This window comes from Ensifer sp. SL37, assembly GCF_026672675.1.
Taxonomy (GTDB): domain Bacteria; phylum Pseudomonadota; class Alphaproteobacteria; order Rhizobiales; family Rhizobiaceae; genus Ensifer; species Ensifer adhaerens.
In genome coordinates, this window is sequence record NZ_JAPPRN010000001.1 from 891747 (window position 1) to 909628 (window position 17882).

At 62.8% G+C, this 17882-nt stretch carries 17 protein-coding genes; 3 read left to right on the forward strand and 14 right to left on the reverse strand.

What is annotated here, in order from left to right; genetic code table 11:
- Nucleotides 1–51: 51 nt before the first annotated feature.
- Complete coding sequence (locus OVA00_RS04040; protein WP_034787760.1) at nucleotides 52–819, reverse strand: EAL domain-containing protein; 768 nt, start codon at nucleotides 817–819, stop codon at nucleotides 52–54.
- 75 nt (nucleotides 820–894) lie between these two features.
- Nucleotides 895–1647, reverse strand: a complete 753-nt coding sequence (locus OVA00_RS04045) for a hypothetical protein (protein WP_168711252.1) — start codon at nucleotides 1645–1647, stop codon at nucleotides 895–897.
- A gap of 278 nt (nucleotides 1648–1925) precedes the next feature.
- On the opposite strand from OVA00_RS04045, the gene OVA00_RS04050 reads away from it, so the two are divergent.
- Nucleotides 1926–3311: a sensor histidine kinase gene (locus tag OVA00_RS04050; protein WP_234824459.1), complete on the forward strand. Its 1386-nt coding sequence runs from the start codon at nucleotides 1926–1928 to the stop codon at nucleotides 3309–3311.
- Nucleotides 3312–3316: 5 nt separating this feature from the next.
- The gene (locus OVA00_RS04055; RefSeq protein WP_034787767.1) at nucleotides 3317–3958 is read left to right on the forward strand and encodes a response regulator; all 642 of its coding nucleotides are present in this window, start codon (nucleotides 3317–3319) and stop codon (nucleotides 3956–3958) included.
- Between the two features lie 53 nt (nucleotides 3959–4011).
- On the opposite strand, the gene OVA00_RS04060 is transcribed toward OVA00_RS04055, so the two are convergent.
- Nucleotides 4012–4473: a hypothetical protein gene (locus OVA00_RS04060; protein WP_060517781.1), complete on the reverse strand. Its 462-nt coding sequence runs from the start codon at nucleotides 4471–4473 to the stop codon at nucleotides 4012–4014.
- A 435-nt stretch (nucleotides 4474–4908) separates the two neighbouring features.
- On the opposite strand from OVA00_RS04060, the gene OVA00_RS04065 reads away from it, so the two are divergent.
- Complete coding sequence (locus OVA00_RS04065) at nucleotides 4909–6057, forward strand: hypothetical protein (protein ID WP_034787970.1); 1149 nt, start codon at nucleotides 4909–4911, stop codon at nucleotides 6055–6057.
- 40 nt (nucleotides 6058–6097) lie between these two features.
- Here the strand turns inward: OVA00_RS04065 and OVA00_RS04070 are convergent, their stop codons facing one another.
- The 11 genes from OVA00_RS04070 to OVA00_RS04120 all read right to left on the reverse strand — a co-directional run bounded on the left by OVA00_RS04070 (nucleotide 6098) and on the right by OVA00_RS04120 (nucleotide 17860).
- Nucleotides 6098–7180: an ABC transporter ATP-binding protein gene (locus tag OVA00_RS04070; RefSeq protein WP_060582299.1), complete on the reverse strand. Its 1083-nt coding sequence runs from the start codon at nucleotides 7178–7180 to the stop codon at nucleotides 6098–6100.
- Nucleotides 7181–7183: 3 nt separating this feature from the next.
- Nucleotides 7184–8230, reverse strand: a complete 1047-nt coding sequence (locus OVA00_RS04075; protein WP_060582298.1) for an NAD(P)-dependent alcohol dehydrogenase — start codon at nucleotides 8228–8230, stop codon at nucleotides 7184–7186.
- A gap of 32 nt (nucleotides 8231–8262) precedes the next feature.
- Nucleotides 8263–9084: a carbohydrate ABC transporter permease gene (locus OVA00_RS04080; RefSeq protein WP_060582297.1), complete on the reverse strand. Its 822-nt coding sequence runs from the start codon at nucleotides 9082–9084 to the stop codon at nucleotides 8263–8265.
- Nucleotides 9084–9944: a carbohydrate ABC transporter permease gene (locus OVA00_RS04085; protein ID WP_268088079.1), complete on the reverse strand. Its 861-nt coding sequence runs from the start codon at nucleotides 9942–9944 to the stop codon at nucleotides 9084–9086. The genes OVA00_RS04080 and OVA00_RS04085 overlap by 1 nt, the downstream gene beginning before the upstream one ends.
- 90 nt (nucleotides 9945–10034) lie before the next feature.
- On the reverse strand, nucleotides 10035–11312 hold the full coding sequence (locus tag OVA00_RS04090; protein ID WP_082566294.1) for an ABC transporter substrate-binding protein: 1278 nt from the start codon (nucleotides 11310–11312) through the stop codon (nucleotides 10035–10037).
- 227 nt (nucleotides 11313–11539) lie between these two features.
- Nucleotides 11540–12472 carry a helix-turn-helix domain-containing protein gene (locus tag OVA00_RS04095; protein ID WP_051659111.1) on the reverse strand — a complete coding sequence of 311 codons (933 nt, stop codon included), beginning with the start codon at nucleotides 12470–12472 and terminating at the stop codon, nucleotides 11540–11542.
- Nucleotides 12473–12568: 96 nt separating this feature from the next.
- Nucleotides 12569–13801 carry a peptidase T gene (gene pepT / locus OVA00_RS04100; protein ID WP_268088080.1) on the reverse strand — a complete coding sequence of 411 codons (1233 nt, stop codon included), beginning with the start codon at nucleotides 13799–13801 and terminating at the stop codon, nucleotides 12569–12571.
- 134 nt (nucleotides 13802–13935) lie between these two features.
- Nucleotides 13936–14742 carry a 4-hydroxy-2-oxoheptanedioate aldolase gene (hpaI, locus tag OVA00_RS04105; RefSeq protein WP_060582294.1) on the reverse strand — a complete coding sequence of 269 codons (807 nt, stop codon included), beginning with the start codon at nucleotides 14740–14742 and terminating at the stop codon, nucleotides 13936–13938.
- A gap of 8 nt (nucleotides 14743–14750) precedes the next feature.
- Nucleotides 14751–15554, reverse strand: coding sequence for a 2-oxo-hept-4-ene-1,7-dioate hydratase (gene hpaH, locus OVA00_RS04110; RefSeq protein WP_060517797.1), 804 nt, complete (start codon nucleotides 15552–15554; stop codon nucleotides 14751–14753).
- Nucleotides 15555–15557: 3 nt separating this feature from the next.
- Complete coding sequence (locus tag OVA00_RS04115; RefSeq protein WP_060582293.1) at nucleotides 15558–16427, reverse strand: fumarylacetoacetate hydrolase family protein; 870 nt, start codon at nucleotides 16425–16427, stop codon at nucleotides 15558–15560.
- Nucleotides 16424–17860 (reverse strand): pyridoxal phosphate-dependent decarboxylase family protein, encoded by a 1437-nt coding sequence (locus OVA00_RS04120; RefSeq protein WP_268088082.1) that lies wholly within the window; start codon nucleotides 17858–17860, stop codon nucleotides 16424–16426. Before OVA00_RS04120 ends, OVA00_RS04115 begins: the two co-directional genes overlap by 4 nt.
- Nucleotides 17861–17882: the final 22 nt, after the last annotated feature.

Below are 17882 nucleotides of genomic sequence, written 5' to 3' on the forward strand. Positions count from 1 at the left end.
GGAAAGCATAAGGGGAGGGAGTGCAGTGCGCTTGAATGATTGCGCGCGACGCTAGCAGAGCATCGCGGTTTGAGCTGGACGCAACTCGCCGCCAAATAGTGGGCTGAGGGTCGGTTCGGAGAGCAGGAACCCTTGCACGTGCGTTGCGCCGGCGCCTTGCGCGGCCTCAAATTGTGCATAAGTTTCAACACCTTCGACCACAACGACGGGAGCGACGCAGGACGCCAGACCCACCATGTGCAGAAGGAACCGCTCCGCGTCGGGACGTCCGAGCCGCAGGAAGAAGCCGTCGATCTTCACGATGTCGACGGGCAGGGACAAAAGTGCCTCCGGCGTCGAAAATCCCGTTCCGAAGTCATCGACGGCGACCCGATATCCAAGCTCGCGTACGCTTCGAACGAAACACCCGGCCGTCGGGAGCGCTGAGATCGGTAGGCTTTCGGCGAGTTCGAGCACGAGGCGCGGTGCCAGCCCCCGATGGGTCGACAGCAGATCCAGGAGCAGCGTCCGGTTACGTTCATCGCAGATGCTTTCGACCGAGATGTTGCAGCCGAGGTCGCCGGTTGGATGATGCGCCAACCAGTCGAAGGCGAGCGTGAGCATGTGCCTGTCCAGCGCAGCAATGCGGCCGGCCGCCTCCAGATAGCGTATGAACTCGCTGGCGGTCATGACCTCGCCGTCGGGTCGGATGATCCTTCCCAGACACTCCGAATAGAGCACGGTGCCGACATCGGCGACGGCATTGACGTGTTGAAGTGAAAACCCGACGCGCCCTTCTTTTGCTGCGTGGTCGAAGATTTCCACAACACGGTCAAACATTTAAACTCCATTGGCTTGGACGCGGGTCCGGATGCAGCCACCGGCTCACCAAGTGAGCCGGTGGCCAGTTCCTCGTTATTGGGCGGTCTCCGGCTCCGGTTCGACAACAACCACCGTCTGCGGCGGCAGCGTGCCGCGGATTTCGTCGATCTTGCCAACGGCGGGGCCGACCCCGAGAATCCCCTTGGCTTCGTCGACCATGTCGTCGGTCACCACGCCATCCTTGGTGAAGCCCGCTAGCGCCTCGCGCAGCGCTTCGTCGCTCAGCGCAGGATCGGCTGGGATGGCGTCGACGCCATTTTCCGCCTCGAACTGCGCATAGGCGATTGCGTAAGCGGAAACGGCCGCCATCTTCGGATCGTTTGAATTGAGATAGGCGTGGTAGTTGCGGTTGAGCGAGTTGAACCCTCGCTTAGACCCGGGCGCCACAACGGGATCGACTACCGGATCGACCACCGGGTCCGATGCAACCACGACCGATTTGGCGGGTTTCTCGGCTTTTGCCGATTTGGCTGCCTTGGTCGCCTTGGTCTTGCTGCCGGAGGTCCCGGATTTGTGCTGCGATTTTCCACTGGACTTGCCAGTGCTCGTTTCCTTGCTTCCGCGGGAAGTGTCGGATTTGCTGTGGCCGGAACCGCCACCGTGGCTCCCGCCATTGCCACCACCGTTGCCCCCGCCGTTACCGCCGCCGCCACCATTGCCACCACCGCCGCCATTGCCGCCTTTGGCGTAGGCGGAATCGATCAGGCTCAGGGAACCGGCAGCCATTGGCGCGACTGCCAGCGTCAGCGCCATGATGCTCCGGGCGATCAGCTTCGTCACAGGCATAGATATCTCCTCATTTCCAACTGGTCGTTCTCATTTGCTTACGGATCGAGACACGACGTTCGATGTGAAGACGATATCTGCGCCTCCGAGACGGCGCCATCGGCCCCCGACCATTGCCTTTTCGCCTAGGACCTAGGTCCTATTCCGCAGCATCAAAGGTCCGAACAGTTCGGTCGCGATGGCTGCGCCATTGACCCTGTCATGAGAGTGGTTACGTTGGCGCGGCCTTGCTACAATCGTCGCGCCGCACGAGCCGGCGGCCCGATCCGAGAGACCTGGTGCGCGTCCAACAGCTTATCACCCGCTGGAATTCTCAATCTCTAGCCACCCAGTTTCTGCTGATCGGAGGAGCGGTCGCCGCTTGTGCGATGGTTCTGGTCGGCGCCTTCGTATCGAACAGGATCGAAGACGCAGTCACCCGGAATTCCGCCGCAACGACGGCGCTTTACGTCGACAGCGTGATCGCGCCGTTGCTGCCCGATATGCAGACGAATGAAGTGCTCGATGAAACGGTTGCCCGTGCGCTGGACGAGACCCTTGGCCAGGGCGCGCTCGGCGAACGCCTCCTCTCGTTCCGCCTTTGGCGTGCGGATGGCACGCTTCTCTATTCGAGTGACCAGGCGGCCGTCGGCACCAAGGTGGAGCCAAGCGAGGAACTTCAGACGGCATTTTCAGGCAAAATGGTCGCCCGCTTCGACCAGGCCGGGGATGGGACGGCGGACAGGGCCGCGGCCGAGCCGGCGCTTGCCATCTACAATCCGGTGCTCCAGCCCTGGTCCGGCCAGGTGGTGGCCGTGTCGGAATTTCATGAGGTGGCCAATGATTTCGAACAAAGCCTCAATCAGGCGCGCGCACACACCTGGTTGGCGGTCGCAGCCTTCACGCTTGCCTTCTTCGTCGTGCTGTCGGCGATCGTGCTTCGGGGCAGCAAGACGATCGAGAGCCAGCGGCATGCGCTCGCCCAGCGCGTCGACGAGCTTTCGGCATCGCTGGCGCAGAACGAAACGTTGCGCGGCCGGCTGCAGCGCGCATCGCAGCGCGCCACCGCGTTGAACGAAAGCTATCTGAGGCGCATCGGCGCGGACCTGCATGATGGCCCCGCCCAACTCGTCGCCTATGCTTCGCTAAGACTGGGCAGCGAGACCTTGAAGCGCGACGCGACGCCGGCGGCCACCCGTGCGCGCGAGATCGGCGCGATCAAGGCGAGCCTCGACGAGGCGATGCAGGAGATCCGCACAATCTGCGGCGGCCTGGTCCTGCCGCAGATCGAGACGGCCGGATTGGCAGAGATCCTGCAGCGTTGCGTGAAGGCCCATCAGCAGCGCACAGGGGCGGCGGTCGAGCTCGCCCTGGCCGATCCGCCGGACCGTCTGTCGCAGGCGGCAAAGATCTGCATCTACCGCTTCGTGCAGGAAACCCTCAACAACGGCTACCGGCATGCCGGCGGCGTGAGGCAGCAGGTATCGCAACGAACAGTCGGCGACCGTGTCACCATCGAGGTCGCCGATGGCGGACCCGGATTTGATCCGGACAAAGTTCCGCCCACAAGTCTTGGTCTTGCCGGCCTGCGCGAACGGATCGAAAGTCTCGGCGGAACGTTTGAGCTCATCATCGAGCCGACCGGCACCACCGTTCGCATGACGACCAGCGTCAAGGAGATCTGACAATCATGACGTCAAGGATACGCGTTGCCGTGGTCGACGACCACCCTCTGTTTCGCGAAGGCGTGACCCGGAGCCTGTCGGAGATCGAGGGGTTTGAGATCGTCGCCGAGGGCAGTTCGAAGGACGACGCGACCGGGATCGCGCAAAGCCTCGGACCGGATGTGATGCTCATGGATATCTCCATGCCGGGCGGCGGGCTGGAGGCGATACCGGCGATCCTGGAGGTCGCTCCGTCGCAGAAGATCATCATGCTCACGGTTTCCGAAGACGGAGATGACGTGACCACGGCGCTCGACCGGGGTGCCACCGGCTATGTGCTGAAGGGGGTCGGCGCCTCGGCGCTCGCCGAGGTCATTCGCACTGTCGCTTCGGGCGAGCGTTACGTGGCGCCGACCCTTTCGGCCAAGCTTTTGTCGACGAAGGGCCCGGCCCAGCCTGGAAAATCCGGTCTGGTCGCAACCCTGACGCCCCGCGAGAAAGAGGTTCTGCACCTGGTGGCCGCCGGCATGAGCAACAAGCATGTCGCCATCGAGCTGGACCTGCAGGAAAAGACCGTGAAGCATCACATGACGCAGATCATGACGAAGCTGGGGGTCGCAAACCGCACCGAAGCGGCAATGGTTCTGCGCGACGCGCGCGAGCTTTAGTCTCTAAGACCGACCGATACCGTCGCACCGCCGACGCCGATCGGCGGCGCGTGCTAATGCGCCAGGGTCTCCATGCGCTGCTTGTCGGCTGATGTCGCGCGGCGGTTGATGATCGTCCGTCCGCGGGCATCCTTCATGATGTAGCGCCCCTTCCTGACTTGCTCGGTTATGCCGCCCTTGTGACGGATACCGGTTTCGCCATCGTCGGTGGCGTCTTCATTGGCACGGGAGGCCTTGGAGTTTCCGCCGGAACGGGTTTCGTTGGAATTCCCGTTTCCATTGCCGTTGCCACCGCCATTGCCGTTATTGCCGCCACCGCCGTTCCCGTTCCCTCCGCCATTACCACCACCATTCCCACCGCCGTTGCCGCCGCCATTATTGCCGTTCTTGGCGAGGGCGACCGTCTCGGTCATCGACAGACCTGCGCGGGTCAGATCGAGCTTGTAGGGAAGGGTCGTCACCAACAGGATCGCGGGCCAGAAGAATGCAGCAAGAAAAATCCGGCGATTGGGCATTTCAGTCCTCTGGCGATGTCGCGGCACAGGGTGGGCACGCTCCGGCGGATACCGGCAAGTTCGACTTTGCTCATGGCCGGCATGGCCAGTCAACGCGCGTCTGCGCCGGTTACGCTTTCCCAGACCTTTCCCCGGCGACGGCCGGACAATCGTCGGATTCCCTTAGGACCAAAGTCGGGTTCCATGCGTCGTCGTTTGGCGGCTGTGGCCTGCGCTCTTGCCGAGCAGCGACCGTGGCGTGACGGGTAGTCAGGCGATGGCGCGATTGAAATTGTCATGCACGCCGTTGCATCGTTTCATTTGGCCATATTCTCGACATCGAGATCGTTGACGTCTCCGGCAGGCTGGGACCACCCGGCGCTCATCGAGCGCCCGCTCCTGCGCCTCTTCGGAGGCCCGGGGACGGGCGTTTTGCGCCTTTTGAAAGATCAACACTTGTCACACGACAAATCGACCGGGCACGTCAAGAAACGCATCGTGCTGCATTTTCCGGGCTTCGAGCCGCTGGATGCCGTCAAGCATCAGGCGCGCTACAAGCGATCGGCGGTCAAGACGGCGAGACTTCAGGATTTCGATGTTCAGGTCGGGCAGGTGGAGAGCGAGGGACCCGGCCGCTATTTCGACGTGGATAGCCAGGGCGCCGACTGGCAGACGGCCAGCCGCGTCTACATCTTCGATCACGACGAGATCGTCCGACGCCTGAATGGCCGGGGCACGCTGCATCGAATGGTCGCGGGCTACCTGAGCGCCCTGCGCGTCGTCTGGGAAGGCGGCGCATTCGGCTACTTCCGGCATGCCTGGCGGTTCGGCCTGTTCTTTCTCTTTCCGTTCCTGCTGGTGGCAATTGGCGTCGCGGGGAGCGTGTTGATCGGCACCGCCCCCTACTGGCTTGCGCTTGAATCATCGCTTCTCGTCCTGAGCGCGATCGTCGCCTACCTGGTCTTTTTCAAGCTGTTTCTCCCCTGGTCGGAGCGGTGGCATACCCTGCATCTCTTTTCCGACTGGGAGCTGGCGGTTGCCGTTGCGCGTCTGGAAAAACCATATTTAAAGCAATGGGTTGAAGACAGCCTGGCATCCGTGCGGGCCGCGCTCAACGAACCGGCGGACGAGTACGTCATCAGCTCTCACAGCATGGGCTCCAGCATCGCCACCCAGGTGATCGGCGCCCTGGTGGAGCGGGAGCCAGGCCTCTTTGCCGGAAAACGCATCGTCTTCGTCACGCTCGGCGGCGCGATCCTGCAATGTGCGCTGCTGCGCTCAGCCGAAGTGTTGCGCGCGCGCGTCGGCGCCATCGCCCGGGTGAAGGATATCTTCTGGTTCGACGTCCAGTGCCTGACCGACGCGATCAATTTCTACAGATGCCAGGTGGTGGCGCTTGCCGGACACGGCGATGCGCCCCAGCCGCCCATCGTTTTCATCCGGCTCAAGCATATGCTGTCACCGGAGCGCTATGGCCGGATCAAGCGCGACTTCCTGCGTGTGCACCGCCAATACGTGCTCGATGCCGACGTTCGCGCGCCCTTCGATTTTACGATGATGACGGCCGGGCCGCTCCCGGCCGCCTCATTCGCCAACGCGGCCTGAAGGCAAACAGTCCTGTCGGGGCAGGGCTGTTGCTTGCCGCTCACGTACTCAGCACCGAGAGACCGCTCTCCCGGTCGAACAGGTGCAAGCCGTTTGGCTCGATTGTGAAGGATACGGCTTCCCCCGGCCTGGGGCAGCCGCTGGCCTTGACCAGTGCGCCAATTTCCTTGCCGGCAAACAGAAAGGTCACGAGCGCGTCGTTACCATGAAACTCGACCAGGTCGGCGATGCCCTCGATACGATTGAGCCCGCTTTCCGCCGGCGCCAGGTCGGCGGGACGTATGCCCAGCACTAGCGTCTGGCCATGGCGAAGCGTGAACCTGTCGTCCGAGATCGCGAAGCTGCCGCCCGCACTGCGCAACAGCCAGCCGCCTTCGGTCTTTTCGGCCGTCACGTCGATGAAATTCATGTTGGGTGTGCCGATAAAGCCGGCGACGAAGAGCGTGCGCGGGCGTTCGTATATCTCGGCGGGCGTTCCGACCTGCTCGATCGCGCCACCCTTCATCAGGACGATCCGGTCGGCAAGTGTCATCGCCTCCAACTGGTCGTGGGTCACATAGATCGTCGTGGTCTTTAGCTTCTGGTGCAGCCGGGCGATCTCGACCCGCATGTGATTGCGCAGCTTCGCGTCGAGATTGGAGAGCGGCTCGTCGAAGAGGAAGACCCGCGGCGTCTTGATCATCGCGCGGGCGATAGCGACGCGCTGTTGCTGCCCGCCGGACAGCTCGGTCGGCTTGCGGGCGAGATAGGGCTCGAGGCCGAGCGTTGCCGAAACAGCGCGAATCCGCGTATCGATCTCCGCCTTCGGCACCTTCATGCGCTTCAGTCCGAAAGCGATGTTGTCGTAGATCGTCATGTGTGGGTAGAGCGCATAGTTCTGGAAGACCATGGCGACGCCGCGGTCGCGAGGCGGCAGGTCGTTGACCGCCCGCCCGCCGATCGAGACGATGCCGCCGGATATGTCTTCGAGACCGGCAATCATGCGCAGCAGCGTGGACTTGCCGCAGCCGGATGGACCGAGAAACACGATGAATTCATGATCGGCGACATCGAGGTTGAAATCCTTGATGACATCAACGGCGCCGTATTGCTTGTCGACGTTGGAGCAGACGATGTTCGCCATGGCTCAATCCTTCCCACTGTCCATGCGGATCTGTAGTTTGATATCAGTCGGTCGGGCGGATGCGGCCCGCTCGAATGCCCTGATGCTGTCTTTGAAGCGGAAGGTTTCAGTGATCAGCGGCTTCAGATCGACCTTGCCGGACGCGATCAATTGCAGGGCGCGGTCGAAGATGTTGGCGTAACGAAACACCGTTTCGATCCGGACTTCCTTGGAGATGGCACCCGGAACGTCGAACTGTACCGGTTCGACCGGCAGGCCCACCAGAACCACGGCACCGCCCGGGCGGACCAGATCGAATATCCCGGAAAAGGCCTTGGCGCTGCCGCTCGCCTCGAAGACGAGATCGGCGCCCCAGCCGCCGGTTTCCGCGGCGATGACATCGGCAAAAGGCCGCTCGGTGATGTTGACCGGGATGATGCCCGGATATTGCGCCGCGATCGCCAGCTTCTCCGCGCTGAAATCGGAGATGAAGACACGGCTGCAGCCACCGGCAAGGGCTGCGAGCGCCACCATGATGCCGATCGGCCCGCAGCCGATCACCGCGGCGACATCGCCCGGTGCAATCCGCGCGCGGGCGGCTGCCTGCATGCCGATGGCGAACGGTTCGACCATCGCGCCTTCGGCAAAGGAGATGTTATCGGGAAGCTTGTAGGTGAAGGCGGCGGGATGGACTGCGAAGGGAGCGAGCACGCCATGAACCGGTGGCGTTGCCCAGAACCGCACCTTGGGATCGACATTATAGATGCCGAGCTTGGAAGCGCGGGAGGTCAGTTCCGGAACACCCGGCTCCATGCAGACCCGGTCGCCGACGTCGAGCGTTTCGACATTGCTTCCGACCGCGACGACGGTGCCGGCCGCCTCATGACCGAGCACCATCGGTTCGCGCACCACATAGGGGCCGATGGCGCCGTGGGTGTAGTAGTGCACGTCGCTGCCGCAGACCCCGACCGTGTCGATAGCGATCTTGACGTCATCGGGACCAAGTTCCAGCGGGAGATCGATCTCCCGGATTGCGAGCTTGCCTTTTTGCTCGAGGACCAACGCTTGCATGAAGGATTTCCTTGTTTTTCCAGTCTTGGGATTCATTGGGTCTTGCGCTTGAAGGCGCTGTTGAGCATGCCACTTAGAACCCCGATGAAGAGCAGCGGCGGGATGGAGAGCAGCACAACGGAGGCGTTGAGGATGCCCCAGGGCACGTCGCGACCGAGCTGCGTCAGCTCCGAGGCGACGATCGGCAACGTCTTGGCGTCGGACGTCGTCAGCATCAGCGCAATCAGGAATTCGTTCCAGACGAGCACGAAGGCAAAGGCGACAGCTCCGATCAGCGACCGAAGGGCAATCGGCAGCGCGATAAGGAAGAAGATCGCATAAGGACCGTAGCCATCGACGCGGGCAGCCTCCTCGACTTCCTTCGGCACTCGCGCAAAGGCCGGGACGCTCAGCCAGATGATGGTCGCGAGCGTCAGCAGCGAATAGGTGACGATCATCGACAGGCGGGTGTCATAGAGGCCGAAATCGAGCCAGATCACCATCAGCGGAATGGCGATTGCGACCGGCGGCAGGAAGCGCAGCGACAGAACGAAGAACTGAATGTCGCGGGACCAGCGGTTGGGATAGCGCGCGATCGCATAGGCGGCGGGCAGGCCGAGGGCGGCACCGATCAGCACCGCAGCGCCCGATATCAGCAGCGAATTGACGAGGCCGGCAAAGACGCTTTCGCGGCCGAGCACATAGGCGAAGTTGTCGAGCGTCGGCTCGAAGAAGAAGAGCGGGGTCGGTGTCACGATGTCGACCCGGTTCTTGAAGGCATTGAGCGCGGTCCAGAACATTGGAAACACGGCAGAGAAGGCGGCGACGGCAAGGATGAGCCGGCCAAAGAAGCGGCCAAGGGCGTGGGCGGTCATCACTGAACCCTCTTCCAGATGAAGGTGAAGGCGATCGAGGTGGCGATCATCATCAGAACCGCCATGCTGGAGGCGTAGGAAATCCGGCCGGACTCGATGAAGCCTTGCGAGAAGGCGTACATGTCGAGCGTTTCGGTCGCGATGCCGGGACCGCCGCGGGTCATGACGTAGATCAGGTCGAAGGCGCGCAGCGACTCGATCATCTTGACGAAGGCAAGCGAGATCAGCGGCGCCTTCAGCATCGGCAGCGCGATGAAGGCGTAAATCTCCCAGGTGCGGGCGTGGTCCAGCCGTGCCGCTTCGAATGGCTGGGGCGGCAGCGTTTCCAGGAGCTTCAGCACGATGACGGCGAAGAACAGGCCCCATTGCCAGACATCGACCAATGCGACTGTCGCAAGTGCAGTCGCCGGATTGGACAGGAGATCGAGTGGCTGACCGATGATTGCCTTGTAGGGATAGGTGGCGATGCCATAGAGCGGATGGAAGGCGAACTTCCAGACGAAGGCGGCCGAAACGCGTGGCAGGATCACCGGTACCAGAAACAGGAGCGCCAGCAGGTTGCGCGTTCGCGGCGAGACGCATTCGAACAGCAGAATGCCAAGGCCGACGGCGATGGCGAGCGTCATGCCGACGGTCACGGCTTCCCAGGTCAGGGAGACGCCGATCGCATTGATGAAGCGGCGGTCCGAGAAAAGGTCGATATAGTTGGCGAAACCGACGAAGCTGCCGTCCGGACGGCTGAGTTCCCGGTTTTGGAACGATATGTAGATCGCATAGGCCGTCGGCACGAGGGCGAGAACGGCAAGGATGCCCATGGCCGGGGTGAGGAACACCGCCGGCAGGCTGTTTTTCTGCTTCATGTGATCAGTCCTACGGCTGGGCTTTGAACGCCCCCGATGGTGCGGGCCACCGGCGGCTTTGCCGGCCGATGGCCCTTGGGAGGAACCGGCTTACTGGCTGCGGGCAACCAGGTCTTTGGCGAAGCCGTCGAGTTCGTCGAGGCCTTCCTTGATGTCGGTGCGCGTTCCGGTGATCAGCTCCTCGAGGATGATGCCCCAGCGGTCGCCAAGATCAGGCCATTGCGGGTTCTGCCAGAAGTTGACGGCGGTGACCTTGCCGGTATCAGCAAGCGCCTGGCCGAGATCGGGGCCGTAGAGCTCGGCGAATTTCGGGCTGGTCATGATGCTGGTGCGATTGAGTTCGCTGAACTGTCCGGCTTCGAGCCGCCGGGCCTCGTTTTCCTTCGAGGTCGCCCAAGCTACGAACAGACCGGCGCAGGCCTTGGAGGCCTCATCCTTGTTGGCCTTCATGCCGATTGCCAGACCATGGCCGTAGCCGCCGCCCGTCAACGGTGCCGGAGGCGGCAGGTAGCCGACCTTGCCGGCCACCTTCGAGGACTTCGGATCGATCGCCATGCCGACGAGCGGGGTGGATTCGATCAGCATCGCCACCTGGCCGGAGGTAAAAGCACCAACCGCCTCGTCCCAGCCGCCGGTCTGGCTGCCCGGTGCCGAGTACTTGAAGAGTTCGAGATAGGTCTCGGTCGCCTTGACCGCCTGTTCGCCGTCAAAGACCGGCGTCTTGCCGTCGAACCAGTTGCCGCCAAAGCCCTTGAAGAATGGCATCCAGCGCCAGACATTGGCGCCCGAGCCGCGCTGGCCGCGAAGGGCTGTGCCGTAGATACCCTGGTCGGGCTGATTGAGCTTCTTCACTGCGGCAACATATTCGTCGAGCGTCTTCGGCGGCGTAATGCCGGCCGCCTCAAGCAGGTCCTTGCGGTAGACCATGAGGTCCCCGCCGCCAGTGACCGGCGCAAACCAGACCTTGCCGTCATAGGTCGCGACCTTCTGGCGGCCCGGATCGAAATCGGCGTAGTCGTAGTCATCAGGATAATAGTCCATCAGCGGCGCGACCCAGCCGGCCGACGCAAATAGCGCCACATTTGCCTCGTCGATGTAATAGACGTTGTACTTGCCGATGGTCGAGGCGTCCGCCTTGGTCTTGGCGCGGCGGTCGTTTTCGTTGAGATAGTCGATCTCAAAGGATGCGCCGCCCGAGAGCTTCTCGAATTCGGACTTGTAGTCTTCGAGCAGCGTCAGGCCGTCGCGCGGCTGGGCGAGCACCTTGATCGTGCCGGAGCATTCGGCAGCGACCGCAACAGTCGTCAGGCCGGTGGAAAGAAGGCATGCGAAGGCGATGCTCGAAACGAGCGTTTTGGCTTTTTTCATTGTGAAAAGACCTCCCCAGGTCTGCGATGCGCGCCGGATACTCCTCAGATCCAGTGCGTTTTCCTCATAGCGAACCGTTTCGCTGGGTTCGATGATAGGCCTTACGCTCTGCCGAACTAGCGTGCGCGATGCGGCAATTCTGTACTTTCTTGCAGAAAATTGCCAGATGCCAGCCGTTTGCAGCGCAGCAAACGCAAGGATTCATTGCCTGGGTGGGTGAAACGCGCCTAAGAACGGGAAGTACGACGCTGGCCCGTCAGCCGCCTGTAGGCCGAAGGCGTCATCTTGTGCTGGCGCAGGAAGGTGCGATTGAAATTGGAGATGTTGAGGTAGCCGACCTCGAAGCAGATGTCGGTGATCGGCACGTCGGTTTCGGCAAGCAGCTTGCACGCCTGCCAGATGCGCAGCTTGTTGACGTGGTCGGTAAAGGTGTTGCCGGTATTCTTCTTGAAGAAACGGGAAAAGGCCGTTTCGCTCATGCCGGCCTGCCGGGCAAGATCGGCAAGATGAATGTCGGTGGCGATGTTCTCGTAGATGAAGGCCAGAGCGCCGCGCAGCACGTCAAGCGATTGTTGGTCGAGTTCTGGCGCGAATTCCGGCGAGGAGAGCAACTCGTATTCTTCGGTGTTGACCAGCAGATCGAGCAGCTGGATGAACAGCGAGAAGCGCGAGAGCCCTTTCAGGCTGCCCATACGTTCGATCAGATCGGCGCCCTTGGCGCGGGCTTCGCCATGAAACACCAGGCCGCGCTCGGCGCGGGCGAAGAAGGCCTCGAGCTCGGCAAATTCCGGTAGGGCGTCGGTGATCTCGCGCATGCGATCCGGGTGGAACTGCATGACGATGTCACGGCCTTCGATAATCTCATCGGGTTCGGTAACCGTTACCCAGTCATGCGGCAGGTTGCTGCCGATGACGGTGAGATAACCCGGACCGAACTGGCCGATATGATCACCGACGAAGGCAAGGCCCGAGGCCTTGCGGATGAGATGGATTTCGATCTCCGGATGGAAGTTCCAGACGTTCCGTTCCCAGGGATAGTTGTCGAGACGCCATAGGAACGTCTCGTTGACGCCGGTGACGATGTGCTCGAAGGTCGGCGGGTTGGTTGCGAGCGAAGCGGGCTTTGCCGGCGCGCGTTTTGAGCCTCGCGCCGTACTCATCGCCTGACCCTCCTTCGCGCCGTGTCGATCGGTCGTCTCCTTTGGAGAAGGAGCGGCTGCCTATTGCACCCAAGCCGCCCCGTTTTCCGGACTATGTCAGGCGCGTTCGGCCCAGATCTTGGCGAGCTCGACCAGCGTCTTGACGCTGCGCTCCATGTCCTGGCGGCTGACCCATTCGAGCGGCGAATGGAAGGCGTGGCCGCCGGCGAAGAGGTTGGCCGAAGGCAGACCCATGAAGGAGAGCCGCGAACCGTCGGTGCCGCCGCGGATGCTGCCGCGCACCGGCTGCATGCCGGCCCGGCGGATCGCCTCGATGGCGTTTTCGACGATCTCCGGATGGCGGTCGAGGATGGCCTTCATGTTGCGGTACTGCTGCTTGACCTCGAAACTGTAGGTGGAGCCCGGATAGGCCTTCATCACGTCCTTGACGATGCCTTCGAGCATGGCTTCCTTCGAGGCAAGGCCCGCCTCGTCGAAGTCGCGCACGATGAGGCCGAGCTGCGCCCTGTCCATCGAGCCGGTCACGCCGGTCGGATGCACGAAGCCGTCGCGGCCCTCGGTGCCCTCGGGCGAAACCTCCCGCGGCAGCCGGCTAATGATGTTGCCGGCGATCTTGATGGCGTTCTCCATCTTGTCCTTGGCAAAGCCCGGGTGGATGGCGACGCCATGAATGACGATCTCGACGCCATCGGCGGAAAAGGTCTCGTCCTCGATATGGCCGGCGGTTTCGCCATCGACCGTATAGCAGAATTGGGCCCCAAGCTTCTTCAAGTCGACCTTGTCGACGCCGCGGCCGATCTCTTCGTCGGTGGTGAAGAGCAGCTTGATCGTGCCGTGCTTGATTTCGGGATTGTCGACGAGAACTTGAGCGGCCGCGACGATCTCGGCAAGCCCGGCCTTGTCGTCGGCGCCGAGCAGCGTCGTGCCGTCGGTCGTGACGATGTCATTGCCGATCTGGTCGTTGAGAACCGGGTGGTCGGCGACGCGGATTACCTGCTGCGGATCTCCCGTGAGCCTGATATCGCCGCCCTGGTAGTTGCTGACGATCTGCGGCTTGACGTTCGTGCCGGTGAAATCCGGCGCCGTGTCCATGTGCGAGCACCAGCAGATGACCGGCACCGGCTTGTCCACGTTCGAAGGAATGGTGGCATAGACGTAGCCGTTTTCATCGAGATGGGCGTCGGCAAGGCCGATCGTCAGCAGTTCCTCGACGAGCACGCGACCGAGGTTCTTCTGCTTTGCCGTCGACGGCTGCGTCTTCGACCTCGCGTCGGACTGGGTGTCGATGACGACATAACGAAGGAAGCGGTCGAGAACGGTATCGGTCATGGCGGGAATCCAATGCTGGTGGGCGTCAGACCGCTATACCCCCAGACCGAGACGAGGGAAAGTCGTGACCGCCCAACGCATGCGGTTGGTCGTGGCCCGACTGGCTCCTCCGGTCGCGGCGCAGACGATGCCGATCAGTAGATTTTTCCAGCCGTCGTCTCGGTCTCGCCTCTGGTACCCTTGAACTCCGCTGCCAGCTTCGACGTGGCGCCGACCAGCAGGCCGACATCGTTGCCGACCGCCACAAAGGTCGCGCCGAGTTCTAGGTAGCGGCGGGCAAGGGCCTGATCGGAGGTCAGGATACCGGCCGCCTTGCCGTGCGACTGGATGCGAAGGAGCGCCGCCTCGACTGCTTGCTGTACCTCCGGCGCACCGGGCTTGCCGAGAAAGCCCATGTCTGCGGCAAGATCGGCCGGGCCGATGAAGACACCGTCGACGCCGTCGGTGGTCGTGATCTCGTCGAGGGCGGCAAGGCCGGCGCGGCTTTCGATCTGCACGAGCAGGCAGACCTCGTCATTGGCGGTCTGCAGATAGTCGGGAATACGGTTGAAGGCCGATGCCCGGGCAAGGGCGGCACCGACTCCACGCACGCCATGGGGCGGATAACGCACGGCGCGCACCAGGGCGCGGGCCTGTTCGTCGCTTTCGACCATCGGCACCAGCAGCGTCTGCGCGCCGATGTCGAGGATCTGCTTGATCATCCAGGTCTCGCCGATCGGCGGCCGGACGATGGCGTGGCTTGGCGATGCGGCGAGTGCCTGGAGCTGTGCTGCCAGAAGCGGTATGTCGTTCGGCGCATGCTCGGCGTCAAGCAGCAGCCAGTCGAACCCGGCGCCGCCGCAGATCTCGGCCGTATAGGGATTGGCGAGCGCCAGCCAGAGACCGATCTGCGGGCGCTTGTCAGTGAGGGCCTGTTTGAACGGATTGCGCGGAGCGGGCATGGGCGTTCCTATTCGAAGAAGCAGCTGACGGTGCCGGACGGGCCGAAGTCGGCGACGATGGTGTCGCCATGGCGGGCCTCGACCGGGCGGATGAAGGAGCCGGCAAGCACGATCTGGCCGGCCTCGATACGGTCGCCGTAGAGCGCCAGGCGATTGGCGAGCCAGGCGATGCCGCGGGCCGGGTGGTTGAGCACGCCGGCGCCCAGTCCTGTCTCTTCGACCTCGGCATTGCGCGAGACGATCGCGCCCATCCAGCGCATGTCGATCGCATCGGGCCGCATCTGTCTTCCGCCAAGCACGATGCCGGCATTGGCGGCGTTGTCGGAGATGGTATCGACGATCGTGCGCGCCTTCTTCGTTTCCGGATCGACGCGCAGGATCCGCGTATCGAGGATTTCGAGCGCCGGCGTCACGTAATCGGTGGCGTTCAACACGTCGAAGACGGTGACATTGGGGCCGGAAAGCGGCGCCTTCATCACGAAGGCGATCTCGGCCTCGATGCGCGGCTGAATGAAACGATTGCCCGGAATGCGCGCGCCGTCCTCAAACAGCATGTCATCGAAGAGCACGCCGGAATCGGGGATGTCGATGTTGAGCGCATATTGCATCGCCTTCGAGGTCAAGCCGATCTTCCAGCCGATCACCCGGAGTCCAGCGGCGATCTTCTTCTTCACCCAGGCGGCCTGCACCGCATAGGCGTCGTCCATGGTCATGTCGGGATGCTGCAGCGACAGCAGTCCGGTCTGGACGCGCTCGCGTTCGGCGATGTCGAGTGCCGTCGCGGCTGACTCGATCTGGTTCTTGTCGAGCATGGGTCAGGCCTCGTCGGCAACTGGGTTGATGAGCGTGCCGATGCCTTGGGCCTCGACCTCGACAATGTCGCCAGGCTTCAGCCAGATTGGCGGATCGAAACGGGCACCGGCGCCAGTCGGCGTGCCGGTGACGATGACGTCGCCGGGCACCAGCGTCGTGAAGGTAGAGACGTAATTGATGATCTTGCGGAAGGAGAAGATCATCCGGCTGGTGCGGTCTTGCTGGCGAACCTCGCCGTTCACGCGGGTTTCCAGCTTGATGTCGGCAAGCTGGGCCTCGTCGGTGAATGGCACCAGCCAAGGACCGATCGAGCCGGTGCGGTCGAAGTTCTTGCCCTGGGTGACGTTGAACTTGGCATGGCGCACCCAGTCGCGGATCGTGCCTTCGTTTGAGAGCGAAAGCGCGGCGACGTGGTCGAGCGCCGTCGCCTCGGGGATACGACGACCGCCCTTGCCGATGACGATGACGATCTCGCCTTCATAATCGAGCTGTGCGCTTTCCGGCGGGCGGATCAGCGGTTGACTGTGGCCGGTAAACGAGCGCGGGAAACGGATGAACAGCGACGGGTTGGAGGGTGCCACCTGCCCGTCCTTGTATTCCTCATTGCGGTCCGGAAAATTGACGCCGACGCAAATGATCTTTTCCGGTGCCGGTATAGGGATCTCGTAGCGGATATCGTCGAGCGAAATGTCCGCCGGCAGTCCGGCCGCTTCGTCGGCAAGCCGGGTAAGGGCACCGGCTTCGATCACCTCGCGCAGCGTCGGAAAGGTCGATCCATATCGTGTGCTAAGGTCGATCAATCCATTGCCGGAAACGAGGCCGTAGCCCCGCCTGTTTCCGGCCGAAAAGGTGACGAAACGGGGAGGTGTCATCGGGAAGCCTTCGTTTTTTCGTGTTGTCCGTCGAGCGCGGCGGCGACCTCGACAATGACCTCGAACGCCGTCTCGGCATCCTCTTGCGTCATGTCGAACTGGCCCGCCTGGAAACGGATCGCCACGCGACCATCGACGCGCGTCTGGGTCAGGTAGATACGGCCGTCATCATTGATCGCGTTGACCAAAGCGATGGTGTGGGCGTCCGGATCCCCTTCGCTCAGATGGCGGAACGAAAACAGCGACAGCATCGGTGCGGTCACGATCTCGAATTCCCGGTGCTCGGCCAGCCGCTCCGCCAGTTGCCGGGACCAGCGCACGTGGTTGCGGACCATCGTCTGCAGGCCTTCGAGACCATGGAAGCGCAGCAGGAACCAAAGTTTCAGAGCCCGGAAACGCCGGCCGAGCGGGATCGTCCATTCGGAATAATTGATGATACCGTCGCGCCCGTGTGTCTTCAGATATTCCGGCTGGATCGCCAACGTCTTCACCAGATCATCGGGACTGCGGATGAAATGCGCCGAGCAGTCGAACTGCGCGCCCAGCCACTTGTGCGGATTGAAGACGACGGAGTCAGCGTTTTCGACGCCGGCCCAGAGTTCGCGAAACTCCTCGCAGATCATCGCGGCACCGGCCCAGGCGGCATCGACATGGACGTAGAGACCGTGCGCATGGGCGACCCGCACGACCTCGGCGATGTCGTCGCAGGCACCCGTGCTTGTGCCTCCGGTGCAGGCGATCACGCCCGCCGGCACGAGGCCTGCTGCCTTGTCGCGGAGGATCGCCGCTTCGAGCGCCTGGCAGTCCATCGCCCGCCGCGGCCCGTTCGCCGGGATACGCACGAGGTTCTCCTCGCCGATCCCCGAGACCCAGATCGCCCGGTCGATCGAGGTGTGAACCTGATCGGAGGAATAGATGCGAAGCTGCTGCTGGCTGGCGAGGCCCTTCTTGTTGCCGTTCCACCCGAGCGCCTTCTCGCGCATGACAAGCACGGCCGAGAGTGTCGCCGAGGACGCCGAATCCTGGATCACACCGGAGAAGCCCTCGGGCAGTCCGATGGCTTGGCGCAGCCAGTCGAGGACCTTGGTCTCGAGCTCGGTCGCCGCCGGCGAGGTCTGCCAGAGCATGCACTGCGCCGCCATGGCGGTGACGAGGTATTCGGCGACGACGGAGACGGGTGCCGCGTTCGCCGGGAAATAGGCGAAGAAACGCGGATGCTGCCAATGGGTCATGCCAGGCAGGATAATCTTTTCGAAGTCCTCGAAGATCGCCTGCATGTCCTCGCCGGTCCGCGGCGGCTGCGCCGGGATCTGGGCGGCAATTGCCCCCGGTGCCGTCTGCGCCCGCACGGGGCGGTCACGCAGCGAGGCGCGATAGTCCGCACCCCATTTCGCCGCCTTCAGCGACCATTCGGTGAAACTCTTTTCGTCCATTTTCTACTCCCGTTCGATGCGA